Consider the following 19,647-nt stretch of genomic DNA (forward strand, 5'->3'; position numbering starts at 1 on the left):
AAAGGTTTACTTGGCCTGCTTATCGAGCGTGGGCTTCATGGCAATCAGGATTGCAGCGGCGACCAAGGAGCCAATCACGATGTCCAGGCAGAACAGCGCGACGTTGTTGGTGGCCAGGGCGACAATAAAGCCACCATGCGGAACATAGCAGTCGATGCCCTGGAAGGCGGCAAGCGCCGCGCCCACGGCAGAGCCGATGCAAATGCCGGGCAGGGTGTGGCCAAGATCCTTGACCGCGAAGGGAATAGCGCCCTCGGTAATACCGATGCAGCCCATGAACAGCGCAGAGATGCCCATCTGACGGTCAGCGTCATCGAACTTGTTCTTGGCGATGAGCGCAGCGAGGCCGCAAGCAATCGGGGGAATGGCGACGGCGACGCGGAACATACCGTTGGGGCCGTAGATGCCGGAGGCCATGATGGCCATGGTAAAGGTTGAAGCGGTCTTGTTGATGGGGCCACCCATATCGAAAGCGGTCATAACGCCAATGACCAAGCCCAGGACGACGGCGGAGCCGCCCTGCAGGCTGCCGAGCACGCTGGTGAGCCAATCCATCACAAAGCCAAGCGGCGTGGCCAAGATGTAGATGTAAGCCATGCCCAGGACGAGCGAGGTCAGAATCGGGATGATCAGAATGGGCATGATGGTCTGGATGGTGTTGTTGACCTTCCAGGTCTTCATCCAGCGGACAAAGTAACCGCAGATGACAGCCATGATCATGGCGCCCAAGAAGCCGGTCGAAACGCTGTTGCCGCTCGGGGTGACGACGGCGTTGTTAACCAAGTAGCCCAGGACGAAGCCGGGGGCAAGTGCGGGCTTACCGGCCATCGAGTAGGCGATGTATGCCGCAAGCACCGGAATCATCATAGAGATGCCGGCCATGCCGATAGTGTTAAGACTCACCATCAACGGGTTGGTGACCTCCATACCGCTAGCACCGGCAGTACCGGATGCCAACGAGAAGGCGAGGAACACGCCACCGATAACGACGATGGGGATAAAATAGGAAACACCGGTATTGAATGCATTGAGCAGCGTCTTGCCAGGATCGGCAAAGATGGACTGCTTGGACGCCGGTGTCGGGGCCTGCGGGGCAGCGGAGACGGCCTTCTTCTCTGCCTTGGCCTCGGCCTTGGACGCGTCAACGGCACCGCCCGTCGCCTTGATGATCTCGACAGCCTGGTCGATAATCTTTACCGGATCGGCGATTACATCCGAGGTGCCGACCTTGAGGAACTTGCCCTCGGCCATCTTTTGCTCAAAACGGTCCTCGTTCTCGACACCCACGTCGACGGACTCGAGCACCAGGTCGGCGGAATCAACGTCTTCCTGCGTGAGCTCATTCTCGATACCCAGACCACCCTGAGCCTCGACTTTGCACTCGATGCCACGAGCGGCGCATTCATCCTGAATCGCCTTCTGGGCCATATACGTGTGGGCGATACCCACGGTACAGGCGGCAACGCCTACGATCTTCATTGCTTCCCTCTTTTCATAGAGTTGCGTGCGCAAGACACCGTTTGCGGAGGCCTCCGGAGCACCCCCTGCCGTTTGGACTTGCTGTCTTTTCGACAAGACCAATATAGGTGCTCGTTTTTCTTAATGCCAGTTTATTTCGGTAAACGCGCAGGTCAGAGCGTTGGTTACGCTATTTAGTTATGCGTTTAACTAAAAATGAATCCTGCGATTTTACCCTCGATTTCAAAAGTCAAGAAGTATTTGATTTTCTCGGTAGACGGCAGATGCGCATGCCGGTCACAAATTTCGACCCCACCCATATACCGCATTTGTTGCATACTCATATGAAAGGAAAAAGTCGCTCACCAAAGCGCATCCCTCACCAAGACTCAAAGTCATCATGTTGGAAAATGCTCATCTGTCGGAAGGAGTCGCTGTGGCAAAACAGCGCGTTACGATCGCAGACGTCGCTCGAGAGGCGGGAACCTCGACGGCAAGCGTCTCGTATTACCTCAACGACAAACGAGAAAAGCTTAGCGAGAAGACGCAGGCAAAGATTGCGCGCGTCATCAAGGAACTCGGATACGTTCCCAACGCCCAAGCGCAAACGCTCACCGGCAAGCAAACCCACGTCATCGCCATCATCATCTTGGATAACACCAACAAATGGGCGGGCCTCGTCCTCAACGGCATGGAGCAGGTCATGCTCCCCGCGGGCTACCAGACGGTCGTTTGCACGAGCAACTTTAACCCCGAGACCGAGCTCATGTATGTCGACAAAATGCTCTCACTGGGCGTCGATGGTTTTATCATCCAGCCCACGGCAAATTTCAAGGCAGTCCACGACCGCATCAAGCGCGCCGACAAGCCCGTCGTCTTTTTTGACGCGGCCATCTACAGCCCAGGCACCAGCTGGATCAAAACCAACCTCTACGACGGCGTGTACAATGCCACGCAGGCGCTTCTCGACGCCGGCTACGAAGACTTCTTTTCCATCGCCGCCAACATGACCGAAATGCGCACTCGCATGGAACGTTTTCAGGGATATGCCGAGGCATTGGCCGCGAATGGGCAGCTCTACAAAGCCATCCCCATCGATCACAACAAGCCGTCAATCAACGAGCTCACCGAATACTTTAAATACAAGTTCAACCCCGCCAAGCGCACGCTCATCTTCGTACAAAACCAATGGGCGCTTCCCCGTGTCTACAAGGCCCTCCAACCCATGGCCCATCTACTTCCGCAGCAAATAGGTCTTTTGGGACTCAACTGCGAAGACTGGACCAACCTCACCACGCCGACCGTCTCCACGATCATCGAGCCCGTCGACCAGGAAGGCAGGGAGGCGGCCGAGATGCTGCTCGCCTTGCTTGACGGCAGCAGCCAACCCGGCGAGCAGCGCATTCTCGAGTGCAAGCTCAACTGGCTCGACTCCACCTCGATCTAGCCATACGTCAAATATGAAGCAAATGAACCAGTGGCGTTTGTCCCAAATCTTAAGTATTTGTTCGACAGAACGGCCTCTGCCGGCTCCTGCTAGACTAGTAGATTCCCAACCGTCCATCCAGGAGCCCCCATGTTGCGCAAGTCCGCCTACAAGCAAGCACTTTCCATCGGCACCGCCGTGGTGCTGGGGTTTGCGCTGTTTACGGGATCGCTCGATGGGGCGCCCAAGTTGCTGTCGCCGCAAAGTGATGAGCAGGCGGCGGCTCTGGCCGAGAAGCAAAACGAGAGTCCCAGCCGTACCGACGACGAAGCGGACTTGGTCGCCCGGCTCGAATCGGGAACAGCGAGCTCCGAGGACTCCGGCAATGGCTCCGATTCCGTCGCAACCGACACCGGCGACGACGCTTCCGCGGACAGCGTCGTCACCCCCATCGACGAGGTCGAAAACCCCGATCTCGACCGCGCCCGCGGCGTATATCTCAGCAGCATTCCCGACTACGCCGGCAACCCCTACGTTGCCCTCCGCGCCGACGGCACGCATCCGCTCGGCACGCCATCATTCACGCTCGACGAATACGAGCGCGCTACCAAAGAGGGCTGCTTTAAGAAGTTCTCCAAGCTCGATAGCCTGGGCCGCACCCGCAAGGCACTCGCCTGCGTGGGTCCCGAATCGCTCGGTCAGGGCAAGCGCGGCGATATCTCGCGTATCCATCCCGCCGGGTGGCACCAGCAGCGCTACGACTTTATTCCGGGTCAGAGCCTCTACAACCGCTGCCACCTTATCGCCTGGTCGCTCTGCGGCGAAAACGCCAACCGCAAGAATCTGCTCACCGGCACGCGCTATCTCAACGAAACGGGCATGCTGCCGTTTGAAGAGCAGATCCTCGGCTACATCCACGACACAGGCAACCATGTGCTCTACCGCGTCACGCCCATGTACAACGAAGAGGAACTTGTCTGCCGCGGCGTGCGCCTTGAGGCGCAATCGGTCGAGGACCACGGCAAGACCCTGCGCTTCCACGTGTACTGCTACAACCTGCAGCCGCATGTGCAGATCGACTACGCCACCGGCCGCAACCAGACATCCGGAGACTAGCGCCGACCAGGCTGCCCCAAAACCTAAAATGATCCGTTTTCCTCCGTCCCCCAGGGATCAAAAAGGGCCGCCCTGGATTGCCCAGAGCGGCCCTTGCATCGGCATGCATGTTGCGGGCAACGCCACGCGCTACTTGGCGCGGCCCTCCTCATAGCGCTCGACCAGCTTGGCCTGAACGTCATAGGGAACCTGCTCATAGCCAGCGGGCTTCATGGTAAAGTCACCCGTGCCGCGCGTAATGGAGCGCAGGCGCGTCGAGTAATCCGTCAGCTCGGCCAGCGGCGCCTGGGCGATGACCACGGTGTCACCGCGCTCATCGGTCTCCATGCCCGTCACGCGACCGCGCGAGGCCGAGATGTCGCCCATCACGGCGCCGGCGTAGCTCTCGGGGATCGTCACCGTGATTTCCTCGATGGGCTCCAGCACCACCGGGTCGGCATCGGCGCATGCCTTGCGCAGGCCGATGCGTGCCGCCGCGCGGAACGCCATCTCGTTGGAGTCGACGCTGTGATACGAGCCGTCGTACACCGCGACGCGAATGCCCGTGAGCGGGTAGCCGGCAATGATGCCGTCCTTCATGGTCTCCTGGACGCCCTTGTCCACGGCGGGAATCAGCGAGCGCGGAATGCGGCCGCCTACGACCTCATCCACAAACTCGTAGCCGTCGCTCGTGCCGTCGGGCCCAATGAGCGGCTCCACGCGCAGCCAGCAGTCGCCGTACTGACCGGCACCACCGGTCTGCTTCTTGTGGCGGCCCTGGGCGCTCGCCGTGCGGCGGATGGTCTCGCGATACGGAATGCGGATCGGCACGCTCTTGGCGGCGACCTTGGTGCGGTCCTCCAGACGGTTGAGCAGCACCGAAACCTGTGCTTCACCAACGGCGGAGATAATGGTCTGGCCGGTCTCCTCGTCGCGGTCGATGCTCATGGTCGGGTCTGCCTTGCAGGCCTTCTCGATAAACGTGTAGAGCTTCTCTTCGTCGCCGCGGTTCTCGGCTTCGATGGCGATGCGGTACTGCGAGTTGGGGAACTTAAACGCCGCAGCCTCGACCTTGCCGGTAATCGAGAGCGTATCGCCCGTCTCGGCAGCCAGCTTGGGCGCCACGATGATGTCGCCGGCATAGGCATGGCCAACCTCGGTCATATCGCGGCCGCACATCACATACAAGTGAGCCAAACGATCGCTCTTGCGGGTACGCGCGTTGACCAACTCAAGACCCGGCTCAAGCGTGCCCGTCAGCACCTTGATAAAGCTGATGCGACCCTGCTGCGGATCGGCCAGCGTCTTAAACACAAACGCCACCGGACGGTCATCGTCACTCGAGATCTTAAGCGAATCGCCGTCGATGAGCGGCATCTCGCCGTAGTCGGTCGGCGCCGGGAAGTACGTCGCGATGTCGTCCATCAGCGAGTTGACGCCCTGCTCCTTAATGCAATCGCCCGCAAAGACCGGCACAAAGATGCGCTCGGCAATCGCCTTCGACAGCAGGCCTTCAAGCTCCTCCTGCGTCAGCGTCTCCTCGCCTTCCAAGTACTTCATCATCAGTTCGTCGTCGGCCTCGGCCACCAGCTCGCACAGATGGTCATGGGCCTCCTCGGCCTGGGCACGATACTCCTCGGGAATCTCCGACTCAACAGCCTCGGCGCCGTTGCAGTGGCGCGCCTTCATGCGCACCAGGTCGATGATGCCGTCAAAGTCCTCGCCCTCGCCCCAGGGAAGAGTCACGGCGCCCAGGCGCGTACCAAAGCGCTCCTGCAGCAGGTCCATTGTGGTCGCAAAGCTGGCCTCGGAGCGCGACAGGCGATTTACGAACACCGCACGCGCCAGGCGCAGGTCCTCGGCGGCATACCAGAGCTTAACCGTCGTAGGCTGCGGGCCGGCCTCGGCGTCGACAACAAACAGAGCCGTCTCGCAGACGCTCATCGCGGCAAAGGCGTCGCCGATAAAATCGGGGTAGCACGGGGCATCGAGCACATTGATGCGCGCGCCCTTCCAGTCGATCGGCGCAATGGTCGTCGAGATGGAAAATGCACGCTTAACCTCTTCGGGGTCATAGTCGAGCGTGGGCTTGGTGCCGTCGTGGCCGCCCAGGCGGGCGGTCTTGCCGGAAAGGTGGAGCATGGCCTCGGCGAGTGAAGTCTTGCCCACCCCGCCTTGGCCTACGAGCACCACGTTCCTTACGTTACCGGTCTTGGGAGCACCCATGATGACCTCCTTGCAGGGCCGCGCGCAATGCGCGACGCCAACGGGGAGAGTTCGCGGTCGGTGCCGTCCTGGGAGCAGCATGGTCGGCAGCCGAGCCGACTCACCCTCCAAATGTCCTATGCCACCACCCTACCCTCACGGGCGGCTGTCCATGCATACCTTTCGGCGCACGTATGAATACAGGCGGCGAGAGGAAGAGACAAGCTTGTGAGTCGATTATTGAACCCCGTCGACGCAAACAAAAAGCCGCCACAGACCGTAAGACCTGCGGCGGCTTCGCCTCAATTAATAGTTGAGTAAATACCTGAGCCTATCCCTCGATACGGCTCAAGAACTCACGCGTGCGCTGCTCGCGCGGATGGTCGATGACCTGCTCGGCAGGTCCCTCCTCGACAATACGACCGCCGTCCATAAAGACCACGCGGTCGGCAACGTCGCGGGCAAACTGCATCGCGTGTGTCACGATCACCATAGTCATATTCTGCGCAGCGAGGTCTTTAATGACACGCAGCACCTCGGCCGTCAACTCTGGATCGAGCGCCGAGGTCGGCTCGTCAAAGAACAAGATTTCCGGGTCGAGCGCCAAGGCGCGGGCAATACTCACGCGCTGCTGCTGACCGCCCGAAAGCTCGCAGGGCACCTTGTTCTCGTTACCCGTAAGCCCCATCTGTGCAATAAGCTCGTGTGCGCGGGCCTCCGCCTGCTCGCGCGGGCGCTTAAGCACGCGGATCGGTGCATCGGTGATGTTTTTCATCACGGTATAGTGCGGGAACAGATTGTAGTTCTGAAACACCAGACCAAACCGCGAGCGCGCCTGTTTAGGTACATCGCCCTTTGCGTACACCGCGCCCGAACCCGCATCTGTCGCGACGGCAAGGTCGCCAAACGAGAGCGAGCCACCATCGAGCGTCTCGAGCAGCGTGGCACAGCGCAGCAGCGTGGACTTACCGCCGCCCGAAGGCCCGATAATCGCCACGACCTCGCCGCGCTTTACCTCGAGCGAGATATCCTTGAGCACCTCATTGCCGCCAAACGCCTTGCGCGCGTTTTCGATCTTCATCACTGAGTTAGTCATGGTAATAGTCCAGCTTCTTTTCGGCGGTGCCCAGCAGCATCTCGACCACAAAGTTAAAGACCCAGTAGATCAGCGCCGCGATCGCAAACGGCACCATGCTCACCTGCGAGGCGACCAGCGCCTTGGCCGTCGAGAACATCTCGCCCACGCCAATGGCAAATGCCAGCGACGTATCCTTGACCAGCGTGATAATCTCGTTGCCCATCGCCGGCAAAATGCGCTTGGCGACCTGCGGCATCACGATATACAGAAACGTCTGCATGCGCGAGTAGCCCAGCACCTCGGCAGCCTCGTATTGACCGCGCGGAATGGACTGCAGGCCCGAGCGATAGATCTCGGCAAAGTAACCGGCGTAGTTGATGATGAACGCCACGACGCACGCCGTCCACTTGGAATCGGGCGTGAGCGAAATGCCAAACACGTAGTACGGGGCAAAGTAGATGGCAAACATCTGCAGCATGAGCGGCGTACCGCGCATGACCGAAATGTAGATGCGCGCAATCCAGCGGAGCGGCGCAATTTTGCTCATGCGCATAAACGCCACGGGGATTCCCAGCGGAATCGACCCCAGCAGAGTAAGCACAAACAGCTGCAAACTGACCAAGAATCCCTGGCCAAGCATCTGCATCATGACCTGAATAGACATTACTTGAGCACCCAATTATCGAAAGACAGACCGTAATCTGCATATTTATCACAGAGGTCCTTGACCGTGCCATCCTCGTAGAGTGCCTTGAGCGACTCGGTCACGGCATCGGCGGACTTGGTGTCGCCCTTCTTGAAGCCAACGGCGTAATGCTCGCTGGACAGCGGCTTGTCGAGCTGCGTATAGGCATCGGGCTTGGCGGCAAGCTGATACTGAGCGATCGAGAGGTCACAGGCAACGGCATCGACTGCGCCACTCTCGAGCTGCATAAACGCCGTGTTGTACTCACCGATGGTATCGAGCGTGGCAAACGTCGCGGCCAGATCCTTCTGGTCGCCCTCGAGCACATCCTGTGCGGCGGAATCAGTCTGGGTAATCACGGTCTTGCCGGCAAGATCGTCCCAGCTCTTGATACCCGCGTCCTTCTTGACCACGAGCACCTGCTCGTTGAGCATGTAAGGCTCGGAAAACGTGTAGTCGTCCTCGCGACCCTCCATGGTAAAGCCATTCCAGATGCAGTTGATGGCGCCGGAGTTGAGCAGCGTGTCCTTGGCATCCCAATCGATGGCCTCGTAATCGACATCCCAGCCCTGCTTATCGGCAACGGCCTTAGCCAGATCGAGGTCAAACCCGGTGTACTCGCCATCGTCGCCCACAAAGCCGTACGGAGGGTAGGACTTGTCAAAGCCCACCACGAGCTTCTTGGACTCCGCAGCGCCCTTCACATCCTTGGCCGCGGCAGAGCCAGCAGCGGAGCCCTTGCCGGCACCACCGCCGCAGCCTACCAGGCCGAGGCCAAGCACCGTGGCAAGCGAACCGGCTAGACCGACAAATTGACGACGAGACATATCGGTATTCATGGTATTCCCCCTTGATGGCACTTTAGTTAGGTAAAGTGAGTCATGTAACGTTCAGAATCATACACTTTAGTGAGATGGAGTACAAGGGAGGGCTTGCCCGCCGGGTGCCGGGGCAGGGGTTAAGTTTGCTGCTCTACAGTCCTGCTCACGACGGAGAGCACATTAAGTGCTCTCCTGTTCGTGCGGAACTCGCGACAAACTTAACCCCTGCCCCGGCACCCGGCGGGCAAACGTCGTTGGGCTTATCACTAACACGAATAAACCGCTTGCATATCGTCTGCTGGCTTGGAACGGTACAATACTTGCAGCTTAAATTCATGAATTAGTGGAGTTATTGATGGCAGAATCTCGTGCGGAGCGTAAGGCTCGTCGTGCTTTGATCGAGGCGGCTGAGGGGTCGGAGGAGAAAAAATCTTCTAAGAAATCCAAGCCATCTCAGGATGCGAAGGGTAAGTCGGCCAAAGGCAAGGTTAAGACCAAGCGTTCTGGCTCTCGTCACGGCGGGGATAAAGCGTCTCACGTTCGTTCCAAGGACTCACGCAAGGATTCGGCTCAGCCTGCGCGAAAGATCGTGGATCCCAAGTCGCCTTGTTCCATCATGCGGGCTTGTGGTGGGTGCACGGCGCTCAATCGTCCTTATAAGAAGCAATTGGCGACCAAGCAGGCTGCTATGGAGGAGCTGTTTGCTGAGCTCTGCGAGCGTGAGGGTATCGCCGTTGATCCTATTCGCGGTATGGGCGTCACCCTGGGCGACCCGGGTAAATATCCTGCGCCGCGTGGCTTTCGTCATAAAGCTGCCACTCCGTTTGCACCCGGTAAGGAGGGCACTGTCCGCTGTGGCTTTTTTGAGCGCGGCACGCACAAAATCGTCGCCGTACCCGAGTGTCCTGTCGAGGCGCCGGGTGCCCGTCAGATTCTCAACGGCATCGCGCGCGAAGCTGAGCGGCTGCATATTCCCGCCTTTAATGAGGACAAGCATCTTGGTTTGCTTCGCTATGCCGTCGTCCGCTGCGGTTGGCGCACCGACCAAGTCATGGTTACGCTCGTGACCGCCCAGCGTGACTTACCGCATGCGCAGGAGTTCTTTGAGGCCGTCGCGGCGCTCGATCCGCATATCGTCACCGTCGCCCAAAATATCAACGGCCGTCCCGGTAACGCCATCTTGGGTGAGGAGACTCGTATCGTCTATGGCGCCGAGTGCATGCGCGACCAGCTGCTCGGTTGCGAATTCGATATCTCCCCTACCGCGTTCTATCAGACCAATCCGCAGCAGACCGAGCTGCTCTATCAGCTCGCGATTGACGGCATGGACCTGCAGCAGGGCGACATTCTCATGGACGCTTACTGCGGCAGCGGCACCATCGGCCTGTGCGCCGCGAAGGATGCCCAGAACAGGGGTGTTGGCATTATGCTGCTCGGCGTGGAGCGCAACCCGGCGGGCATTGCCGACGCACGTCGCAATGCCGAGCTCAACGGCCTCACCCGCAGCGCTTGGTTTATGGCCGACGATGCAACCGACTATATCCTGGATGCCGCCGACAACAACGAGCACGTCGACGTCCTCTCCATCGACCCGCCGCGCGCCGGCTCCACCCCCGAGTTTCTCGAAGCCGCCTGCGCGCTTAAGCCGCGCCGCATCACCTATATCAGCTGCAACCCCGTGACCCAGGAGCGTGACCTGCACCAGCTCCTCGATGGAGGCTATCGCCTGCTCAAGATCACGCCAGTCGATATGTTCCCCCATACCGACCACACCGAAACCGTAGCGGTCCTCGAGCGCCGATAATCTACCAGTACAAGAAAAAAAGGGGGGTGGCCCGTCTGGACCGCCCCCCCCCTTCGTTGGTATATATGCCCCGTTACATACTTTTGCGCAGGTCGCACACGCCGGCTGCCGCCATCTCGCGCAGCAGCGTCTCGCGGTCGCGCGTCACGATCAGGTCCAGCGGGAAATGAATCTCGTCGAGCATCTTGCGTGCGTGATCGAGCTTGCCAATGGCCATACCAATGTGGGCATCGGTCGACACGCCAATGCCCACGCCCAGTTCGGCACAGCGCTCGGCGATCTTGCGGCATACGGCCCAATGCTCGGCATCCGCGCCATGCTCAAGACTGTGGTTGTTGATCTCGATAATCTTGTGCTTGGCCTTGGCCGCCAGCAGCACCTCATCGATATCGAACGGCACGCCCGAACGACCCGTATGCCCAAGCATGAACACCTTGGGATGCTCCAGGGCATTGATGTACATCTCGGTCGTCTGGGCGAGCGTCGCGCCTTCAGCGAGCTGCGGATTATGCACGCTCGCAACCAAATAATCCAAATTGCGCGTCACCAAATCGAACAGCGAATGCTCACGACTATACGAATCGCCGGCAATATCGAGCGAAACGGGAATGCCCTCGCCAAACAGGCTTCCGTCCAGCGAAGCGATATCGGCCTCGGCACCACGCAGCACCAGCACGCCGCTCCAAATGCGCGGCCAGATATCCTGGTTAATAAAGAATTGGAAACTGCGCAGGTCATTGGGGCAAGGCGTAACCATCGAGCTTAAATGATCGGCGGAACCGAGCACCTGAAGGCCGCGCTCTGCCGCCCAATATATGTTCTCCTCGATGGTTGAATACGCATGCGCAGAGAACATCGTATGAGTATGAATATCACAAGAAAGAAGGTAGGGCATCGGGTCTCCTTGTCCAGTATGGCCGTCGCGTATATTCATTGTACGCATAGCTTTCGGCAGTCGTAAAACTGCTTCATCCCAATCACACAACGGCATAGACAACGGGGTCTGGCTTAGCGCCAAACCCCGTTTCACGTAAAACATTGTAAGCAGAGCGCTTTACTTTCGACGATATTCGTCAGCCAGTTGCTTCCAAGCGGGTAGCGAGTTGACGATGGTCTCGTAGCTCACACAGTAGCCAAGGCGGAACCAGCCCGGCATGCCAAAGCTATCCGAAGGCACCGCGAGCAGCTCATACTTCTTTGCGCGCTCGCAGAAGGCGTTCGCATCGGGCTCCAGCGCCTTCACCCACAGGTAGAATGCACCATCCGGCTCAACATAGGTGTAGCCGTACTCCGCCAGTGCATCGGTAAGCGCGGTGCGGTTGCGCGCATAGGCCTCAACGTCACTCGGCTCATCGATGCAATCGATAATCACGCGCTGGAAGAGCGCCGGCGCGCACACGAAGCCCAGCGTACGGGCGGCGCCGGCAACGGCGGGCATTAGACGAGCTGCCTGAGGATTCGTATTGGGAACCAGGATCCACCCCACGCGCTCGCCCGGTAGCGAAAGCGACTTGGAATACGAGTAACACACGATGGTGTGCTCGTAGATCGAAGGCACCCAAGGCACCTCGGCGCCATAGACAATCTCGCGATACGGTTCGTCCGAGATCAGCATGATCGGATTCTCGGGGTCGCGCCTGGCGTTGATCTCGCGCAGAACATTGGCCAGTCGCGTCAGTGTGTCGCGCGTATACACGGCACCGGTCGGATTATTAGGTGAGTCGATGATGACGGCCGCCGTCTTATCGGTGATCGCGTTGAGCACATTACTCACGCTCAGTTGGAACGTTTCTTCATCGGCAGACGCCTCGACACACGTACAGCCGGCCTTCTCAATCCACACGCGATACTCCGGGAAGTACGGGGCGATAACAATAACCTCGTCCCCCGGATTCGTAACAGCATTGAGCGTACAGGTGAGCGAAGCCGCCGCACCCACGGTCATAAAGACATCCTTGCCCTCATAGCTCGTGCCGAAACGGCGATTGAGCGACTCAGCCACGGCGGTACGGCACTGCGGCAAACCCGGTGCAGGCGTGTATCCATGCAGCTGGTCGCTCGGCAGCTCCAAGGCCTTCTTAATGGACTCAGCCACGGCGGCAGGCGCCGGAACGCTCGGGTTTCCCAGCGAAAAATCGAATACGTTCTCTGCACCGATCTGTGCCTTGCGCTCAAGGCCATAGCTAAAAATCTCACGGATGATGGAACTTTCCGCACCGCGAGCAAACATAGTTTCGTTGATCATCTGTTCCCCTTTCGCATAGGCGGTATTGTACGCTTTAGTCGGGCGAAGTGCCGCAGCAATGTTGATTGGGGACAGACTTAAATGCGTGAAAACGCTCATTTAAGTCTGTCCCCAATCAACAGATGGCCCCATATCGCTCAAAAGAAAAAGCCTCCGCAGGTTTCCCCGCGGAGGCTCTCATGGCAAAGACTACTCGTTGGCGTCAGCGTCGTCATCGGCCTTCTTTGTGTCAGCAGCCTCGACATCGCCAGCGTAGCCGGATGCGGCTTCGGCATCCTCCTGCATGGCCGCCTGCGCAAAAGCCGCGGCGTCTGCCGCAAGCTCCTCCTCGCTCATGCGAGGCGTGCGCTTCTTGGTCGGCATACCGGCAGCCTTGGCGTTGCGCTCCTCCTTGGCAGCCAGGATATCGCCCTCGCGCTCAAGGTAGGCGTCCCACTCGTTGTCGAGCAGGGCGTTCACGGCGTCGCCCTCGACGGTCTCGCGCTCAAGCAACACCTTCGCCATCAGGTCGAGCTGATCGCGACGGGCATCCAGGATCTCGACCGCACGACGATGGGCCTCGCGCATAATGCGCTGAACCTCGATATCGATGCGGCGCGCCGTCTCCTCGGAGTAATCCTGGTGATCGGCGTAATCGCGACCAAGGAATACCTGATGCTGCGCCTCACCAAACACTTGCGTACCCAGTTCCTCGCTCATGCCCAGGCGCGTGACCATCTCGCGCGCCATCTTGGTCGCGCGCTCCAGATCGTTGCTCGCGCCCGACGTGATGTCGTCGCACATGAGCTCCTCGGCAACGCGACCGCCCAAGAACACGGCGAGCTCGTCGAGCATCTCGTTCTTGGTCTTGAGGAAGTGATCCTCCTGCGGAAGCTGCAGCGTGTAGCCCAGAGCCTGGCCGCGGCTGACAATCGAAATCTTATGAACCGGATCGGAATGCTCCAGGATGTGGCCCACCAGGGCGTGACCGCTCTCGTGGTAGGCAATCGTGGTGCGCTCGGCCTCGGTCATCACGCGACCCTTGCGCTGCGGACCGGCAATCACGCGCTCCATCGACTCCTCGACCTCGTCCATCGAGATCACGGAACGATGGCGGCGGGCAGCCAGCAGCGCAGACTCGTTGAGCAGATTTGCCAGATCGGCGCCGGTGAAGCCAACGGTCATCTGGGCGAGCTTCTCAAACTTTACGTCCTCGTCCATCGGCTTGTTCTCGGCATGCACGCGCAAGATCTGCTCGCGGCCCTTCACATCCGGACGGTCGACCGTAACCTGACGGTCAAAACGACCGGGACGCAGCAATGCCGGATCCAGGATGTCAGGACGGTTGGTCGCGGCGATCAGGATGACCGACTCGCTTTCCTCAAAACCGTCCATCTCGACCAGCAGCTGGTTGAGCGTCTGCTCGCGCTCGTCGTGACCGCCGCCCAGACCGGCTCCGCGCTGACGTCCCACGGCATCGATCTCGTCGATAAAGATGATCGACGGGGCCTGGGACTTGGCCTCCTTAAAGAGGTCACGCACGCGGCTGGCGCCGACACCCACGAACATCTCGACAAAGTCGGAGCCCGAGATGCTAAAGAACGGCACGCCCGCCTCGCCGGCAACGGCCTTGGCCAGCAGCGTTTTACCGGTGCCCGGAGGGCCCACCAGCAACACGCCACGCGGGATCTTGGCGCCCAGCTTGCGATAGCGATCCGGATCGCTCAAAAAGTCACGGATCTCCTCGAGCTCCTCGACTGCCTCGTCCACGCCGGCAACGTCCTCGAACTTGACCTTGGGGCGCGTGGCCTCGTTGGTCTTGGCGTTGGTCTTGCCAAACTGCATGTTCCTGTTGTTGGCACCCATCATCTGGCGCATAAAGTAGAACATGATGGCAATCAGGGCGATCGTCGGCAGCACGCTCATCGCCAGGTCGCCCCAAAAATCGGGATCGTTGGTGTTGACGATGTACTTGGTATCGGGGTGCTCCGCCATAAGCTCGGCAAGCGAATCGGAGCCGACATAGGTCGAGGAGAAGCTCTTGAGCTCGCTCGTATCGCCCTTGTCCTTTTTTGTCTTCCAGTAATGACCCGCCACGCTTCCGTCTTGAACCGTATAGGTCAAATCTTCGACGCGATCCTGCTTAATGGCGTTGACCATCTCGCTCGTCGCGAGCTTTACGGTATTGCTGGAATTGGCAAAGCCGGAGCCCATGTTAAAGAAGGCATAGCCCAGAAGCGCGCAAGCCAAAATAAAATACAGCCAGCCCGTACGCGTGGGCTTCTTGCCTCCGGGCATCCCCGGGATCTTAGGTTCCCGGGGAGTCTGGGAATTGTTATCGTTACGGTCGTCGGGCATCTTACGAATAAACCTCCGGTTTCAAAATGCCCAGATACGGAAGGTTGCGATAGCGCTCGGCATAGTCGAGGCCGTAGCCCACCACAAAGGCATCGGGGCAATGGGTTCCAACATACTTGGGCGTGACGGCCGAGGTACGGTCCTCAACGTCCTTCCACAGGAAGGCGGCAACCTCCAGCGAGGCGGGCTTGCGGCTCTCGAGGTTCTTCATCAGATACTTGAGCGTCAGGCCCGAGTCCAGAATGTCCTCGACGATCAGCACGTCGCGACCGCGGATGTCGATATCCAGGTCCTTAATGATACGCACGATGCCCGAGGACTTCACACCGTCGCCATAGCTCGAAACAGCCATGAAATCGATGTTGGTCGGCAGCTCGATCTTGCGCATCAGGTCGCCCATAAAGACCACGGCGCCGCGCAGGACCGCAATCAGCACCAGATCCTTACCCGCGTAGTCGCGAGTAATCTGCTCGCCTAGGCGAGAGACGATACCGTCGATATCCTCCTGCGTAAACAGAACCTTCTCGATATCCGGATGTTGAGAAGCCATGACAACCCTTTCTTGTGCTTATCGCCCACGCACCGCCGCATGGACGCGAACTACACATTCTAGCAGCGCACGGGGTATATTTACCAGCACGTGCGCCATCAGCGCGGGAATACCGTCAACGTCGCACAGAATAGCTGGCGCGAAGCGCTATTCCGCATCGACCACACGAAGCAGATATGCCACGCGCGTTGCGGCCGTGCATTTAAAACGCTCGTCCGCGCGAACGCCCGCGACCCATACTACGGCACCTCCCGGAGCCGTTCTTACCACGGGTACGCCAGAGCGGTCTGAAACAGGAATGCGCGCCTCGTTTAACAGGTCTGACACTTTCTTGCTTCGGCCGTTCATCCCCAACGGGCACATCACGTCTCCCGGCACAGGGCTATCCACCCACAGGCGCGCCGATCGTGCCTCGGTGGGGATCTCCCCGCGCGAGCCGGCTAACATCCGCTCGCCATCGCGGTCGGCAAACCCCAGGGCCGCCGCATCCACCAAGGCCGCAACCTTTCCGGCAGCAGCAAGCTCGCGGGCACGGTGCACGATATCGCACCCCGGCTCCACAGCCATCGGCTCCGCTGTCAGCATATGCCCCGCCCCCAGCGGCAGACAACCGGGAACGGAGATCCAATCGGCCACTAAACCCTCGCGCGCCGCCGGGGCCTTGAACGCCAGCATGCCAAACTCCACACGGGCATCAATTCCCGCAGGAAGCGTAACCGAGCCCGAGCCCGCAGCGACGCAGGCGAGCACGCGCTCCACGTGCCGCATCTCCGGTCGCGCGTCGGGATCGATGCGCTTAATCGCCAACCGCACGATACGCCGTGCAATCACAACCTCAGCGGCGGCAAGACGGCGCGCATCGAGCACCAGTGCGCCCGCCGCTTCCTTGCGCAGGCAGCTTCGAAACGCCTGTGCCGAAAGCTGGGAAAGAAAGGCGTCTTCGTCGCCCAGAATTTCGCAAGCGGCGCCAATCGTCTTACAGACGCTCGCGTTGCGCCGTGCCACCACCGGCATCACCCGATGGCGTACATAGTTGCGCAGGTACGAAACGTCCTCGTTGCTTTCATCTTCCCGCCATGGCTGACCGTGCACCTGCAGATAGCTCACGAGCTCATCGTGCGTGAGGTCGAGCAAGGGGCGAACCACAATGTTCCGACGGCGCGGAATGCTCGATAGACCCGCGGGACCCGACCCTTTAATGGCATTCATCAAAAATGTTTCCGCGCGGTCCGACGAAGTATGCGCGGTACAGATACGAGCCGCCGTCCGCGGTGCGCCCGATTCAGCACAAAGTTCGCGAACATATCTCCGTGCCGCGGCATAGCGCACCTCGCGAGCCGCAGCCTCGATATTGCCCGATTCGTCATCAAAATAGGCATGCTCAACACACAGCGGCAAGCCGTATTGCGCGCACAGGTCACGTACAAAGGCCTCGTCGCCATCGGATGCCTCCCCGCGCAGATGATGGTTTACATGCAGCACGTGCAATCGCTCGCGCGCAATGGGAGCGACGCCGCGCCCGTCCTGGATATCCAGCTTTGATGTGCAAGCCATAAGGAGCAGCGCCGTCGAGTCCGCACCGCCTGATACCATGAGCACTACGGGGGCAGCGGCCCGCCGCGTTGCCAGGGCGCTCTTATCCGTCCTCGGCGCGGCATGATGTCCATAGTGCTGAGATACCGTTGGCATTCGCTTCCTCCTCTATTCGTCCGCACTCATTGTATCCTTTGGAATCTTATGTCTCGCCTGCACCTTCATATCCTCGGCAGCGGCTCAAAAGGCAACTGCGCACTCGTCGAGGGGCCTCAGGGGCTCATCATGATCGACAACGGCCTGTCCCGCCGCGAGACACTTAAACGCATGGCGGAGCTTGGCCTCTCGGCAGACGACGTCGCCTCTCTTGTAATCACCCATGAGCATGGTGACCATATCAAGGGGCTCGATGTATGGTGCAAGCACTGGCATGGTCCCCTCTTTGCCAGCAGGGACACCCTTTCATGCAAAGAAAACCTCGCGCACCTGCCCGTAGAGGAATTTGACCCCGGCGACACGCTCCCCATTGCCGGCATCCACGTGCAAACCTACTCAACATCGCACGATGTCATCAATCCTGTCGGCTATCGATTTAATGCTCTCGATGATTCCATTGGGTTTGCCACCGACACCGGAGAGTTATCGAGCAAGGCCATAGGCATCCTCAAAGACTGTCGAGTTCTCGCGCTCGAAAGTAACCACGATGTAACTATGTTGCGCGAAGGAGCGTACCCCCGCTTTCTTCAGGAGCGCATCCTGTCCACAAAGGGGCACCTCTCCAACAACCAGGCCGCCGAAGCCGCGCGCGAACTTGTTACCGATCGCACCGAACAGCTCATCGCCATGCATATCAGCCAGGACAATAATCGTCCAAGCCTTACCGTCAAAAGCTATGCCAACGCGCTTGATGCAAGTCTCGATGATGAACTCGGCAGTTCTGCCACCCGTCTTCAAGGGCCACGGAAGCTCTCGATACGCCCTGCAAGCCAGTATCAACCGACAACCATTCAATAGCCCCTCAAGACAACAAAAGGGGGCTGGGAATCACTTCCCAGCCCCCTTAACTCATACTCTCGATTGAAGCAGAGCCATCGTTAGTCGATAGAGATCTTCGTGACGTTCTTCTTCTCGACAATCTTGGGAACCGTAACGGTCAGGATGCCGTCAGCATACTTAGCCGAAAGGCCCTCGCTCGAAGCGTCCTTCAGATACACGCCGCGCGTCGCACTGTACGAGCCGAACTCCTTCTGGAGGAAGTTCTTACCCTCGTTTTCGGCGCTCTCCTCGACGTTCACGCTGATGGACAGGCGACCCTCATTGAGCTCAACGTCGATGTCATCCTTGGCGACACCGGTCAGATATGCCTTGACCTCGTAGCCATCGCCCTTGTCCTCAACGTCAACGGGGAACGCCTTGGAGGCAATCGAGTTGTTTGCAAGGTCGGTCATATCATCAAACAGATCGAACAGCGAGCTAGCAGAAGGACGAACGCCAAAAACCGAACGATAAGGAACCATGCTTGCCATGTTTACCACTCCTTTTAAGGACTGCCGAGCCATCTTCTAGGTGACTGGGACTTCTTTTGACGCTCTTATATATGCCCACCCAGTGCTCATATATACATCGACTATAAAGTTTTTTGAGTCCAGTACTATAAGCATATCTAAGTGTGTATGACTCAGGTCTTAGTAAGGTTAAGGTTCTTTGAACCAGAGCTTAAATAAGAAGTATGTTCGCAGCTACAAATAACAAGGGGCTTACAATGAGCGCGTACACGTTGTTGGTAACGAGCTAAAGGGCATCATGGACGACCAAAACCAGAACAATATGTTTATGCCGACGCAGGGCGAAGATACTTCTACGCAGCCGCCACGGTTCCATCGCCCCCACATCTCGCAAGAGCCCATTAATGATCCTGAGCCCGATTATGTGACGAGAAATCGATATCAAACGCTCGAGGATGCCCAAACGGGACGTAAACATATGGGCGTTGCCTCGGGAGACCCTGTATATCTGAAAGACGCACCATTATCTAAAAACAGCGCAGCTAGCGATGAGCCGATGAAAGCATCCGCCGCTCATCAACAAAGAGGGCCTCGACCCAAGCAAACCTTGACGCATTCGGCTCGCTATCTCGAAACGCCAAAACAGGGAAAATCAATCTTCGTTTCGTCAAGTAAACGACGCAAGCAGCATCAGCTGACAATTCTGCTTTTGATCATTGCGGCCATAGCAGTTGCCCTTGTTATACGATTTATTTTCTTTAAATAAAGGCTCAATACCAAAAACAACAAGATCGTCTGGTGTAATTGAGTCATTTACACCCCGTAAACGCAAAAAAGGGGGAGGCCGCGAGGCCTCCCCCTTCTTCAAGTCAAGCGTACGGCTCGGTGCCGTCCACCGGTCAGCG

Annotated in this window: 16 protein-coding genes; 5 read left to right on the plus strand and 11 right to left on the minus strand. The window is 58.8% G+C overall.

Annotation, left to right across the window (positions count from 1 at the left end; translation table 11 throughout):
* Positions 1 to 6: 6 nt before the first annotated feature.
* The gene (locus DWW73_RS09515) at positions 7 to 1,479 is read right to left on the minus strand and encodes a PTS fructose transporter subunit IIC (RefSeq protein ID WP_117779441.1); all 1,473 of its coding nucleotides are present in this window, start codon (positions 1,477 to 1,479) and stop codon (positions 7 to 9) included.
* 415 nt (positions 1,480 to 1,894) lie between these two features.
* Here DWW73_RS09515 and DWW73_RS09520 point away from each other — a divergent pair, with 415 nt between their 5' ends.
* The gene (locus tag DWW73_RS09520; protein WP_233502874.1) at positions 1,895 to 2,905 is read left to right on the plus strand and encodes a LacI family DNA-binding transcriptional regulator; all 1,011 of its coding nucleotides are present in this window, start codon (positions 1,895 to 1,897) and stop codon (positions 2,903 to 2,905) included.
* Positions 2,906 to 3,034: 129 nt separating this feature from the next.
* On the plus strand, positions 3,035 to 4,000 hold the full coding sequence (locus tag DWW73_RS09525; protein WP_117779443.1) for a DNA/RNA non-specific endonuclease: 966 nt from the start codon (positions 3,035 to 3,037) through the stop codon (positions 3,998 to 4,000).
* 129 nt (positions 4,001 to 4,129) lie between these two features.
* Here DWW73_RS09525 and DWW73_RS09530 read toward each other — a convergent pair whose 3' ends face one another.
* From DWW73_RS09530 to DWW73_RS09545, 4 genes are all read right to left on the minus strand, one after another.
* A complete protein-coding gene (locus DWW73_RS09530) occupies positions 4,130 to 6,205 on the minus strand; it encodes a translation factor GTPase family protein (protein WP_117646325.1) in 2,076 nt (691 codons plus the stop codon).
* 310 nt (positions 6,206 to 6,515) lie between these two features.
* Positions 6,516 to 7,280: an amino acid ABC transporter ATP-binding protein gene (locus DWW73_RS09535; protein ID WP_117779444.1), complete on the minus strand. Its 765-nt coding sequence runs from the start codon at positions 7,278 to 7,280 to the stop codon at positions 6,516 to 6,518.
* Positions 7,273 to 7,926: an amino acid ABC transporter permease gene (locus tag DWW73_RS09540; RefSeq protein WP_117770575.1), complete on the minus strand. Its 654-nt coding sequence runs from the start codon at positions 7,924 to 7,926 to the stop codon at positions 7,273 to 7,275. The genes DWW73_RS09535 and DWW73_RS09540 overlap by 8 nt, the downstream gene beginning before the upstream one ends.
* Positions 7,926 to 8,786: a transporter substrate-binding domain-containing protein gene (locus DWW73_RS09545; RefSeq protein ID WP_117638079.1), complete on the minus strand. Its 861-nt coding sequence runs from the start codon at positions 8,784 to 8,786 to the stop codon at positions 7,926 to 7,928. Before DWW73_RS09545 ends, DWW73_RS09540 begins: the two co-directional genes overlap by 1 nt.
* Before the next feature lie 337 nt (positions 8,787 to 9,123).
* On the opposite strand from DWW73_RS09545, the gene rlmD reads away from it, so the two are divergent.
* Entirely contained in the window at positions 9,124 to 10,572 is a 1,449-nt protein-coding gene (gene rlmD, locus DWW73_RS09550; protein WP_117779445.1) for a 23S rRNA (uracil(1939)-C(5))-methyltransferase RlmD, read from the plus strand.
* 73 nt (positions 10,573 to 10,645) lie between these two features.
* On the opposite strand, the gene DWW73_RS09555 is transcribed toward rlmD, so the two are convergent.
* The 5 genes from DWW73_RS09555 to tilS form a co-directional block, all read right to left on the minus strand.
* On the minus strand, positions 10,646 to 11,467 hold the full coding sequence (locus DWW73_RS09555; RefSeq protein ID WP_117779446.1) for a phosphatase: 822 nt from the start codon (positions 11,465 to 11,467) through the stop codon (positions 10,646 to 10,648).
* A gap of 159 nt (positions 11,468 to 11,626) precedes the next feature.
* Positions 11,627 to 12,817, minus strand: coding sequence for a pyridoxal phosphate-dependent aminotransferase (locus DWW73_RS09560; RefSeq protein ID WP_117779447.1), 1,191 nt, complete (start codon positions 12,815 to 12,817; stop codon positions 11,627 to 11,629).
* A 189-nt stretch (positions 12,818 to 13,006) separates the two neighbouring features.
* Positions 13,007 to 15,154 (minus strand): ATP-dependent zinc metalloprotease FtsH, encoded by a 2,148-nt coding sequence (gene ftsH / locus DWW73_RS09565; protein ID WP_117779448.1) that lies wholly within the window; start codon positions 15,152 to 15,154, stop codon positions 13,007 to 13,009.
* Position 15,155: 1 nt separating this feature from the next.
* Positions 15,156 to 15,704 carry a hypoxanthine phosphoribosyltransferase gene (gene hpt / locus DWW73_RS09570; RefSeq protein WP_055251779.1) on the minus strand — a complete coding sequence of 183 codons (549 nt, stop codon included), beginning with the start codon at positions 15,702 to 15,704 and terminating at the stop codon, positions 15,156 to 15,158.
* Between the two features lie 147 nt (positions 15,705 to 15,851).
* Positions 15,852 to 17,393: a tRNA lysidine(34) synthetase TilS gene (gene tilS / locus DWW73_RS09575; protein ID WP_199411036.1), complete on the minus strand. Its 1,542-nt coding sequence runs from the start codon at positions 17,391 to 17,393 to the stop codon at positions 15,852 to 15,854.
* 48 nt (positions 17,394 to 17,441) lie between these two features.
* On the opposite strand from tilS, the gene DWW73_RS09580 reads away from it, so the two are divergent.
* On the plus strand, positions 17,442 to 18,251 hold the full coding sequence (locus tag DWW73_RS09580) for an MBL fold metallo-hydrolase (protein WP_117736951.1): 810 nt from the start codon (positions 17,442 to 17,444) through the stop codon (positions 18,249 to 18,251).
* 80 nt (positions 18,252 to 18,331) lie between these two features.
* Here DWW73_RS09580 and DWW73_RS09585 read toward each other — a convergent pair whose 3' ends face one another.
* Positions 18,332 to 18,763: an Hsp20/alpha crystallin family protein gene (locus tag DWW73_RS09585; RefSeq protein WP_117779449.1), complete on the minus strand. Its 432-nt coding sequence runs from the start codon at positions 18,761 to 18,763 to the stop codon at positions 18,332 to 18,334.
* A 277-nt stretch (positions 18,764 to 19,040) separates the two neighbouring features.
* Here DWW73_RS09585 and DWW73_RS09590 point away from each other — a divergent pair, with 277 nt between their 5' ends.
* Positions 19,041 to 19,508, plus strand: a complete 468-nt coding sequence (locus DWW73_RS09590) for a hypothetical protein (RefSeq protein WP_117635976.1) — start codon at positions 19,041 to 19,043, stop codon at positions 19,506 to 19,508.
* Positions 19,509 to 19,647: the final 139 nt, after the last annotated feature.

The sequence above is a fragment of the Collinsella sp. AF16-8 genome (assembly GCF_003462695.1).
GTDB lineage: Bacteria > Actinomycetota > Coriobacteriia > Coriobacteriales > Coriobacteriaceae > Collinsella.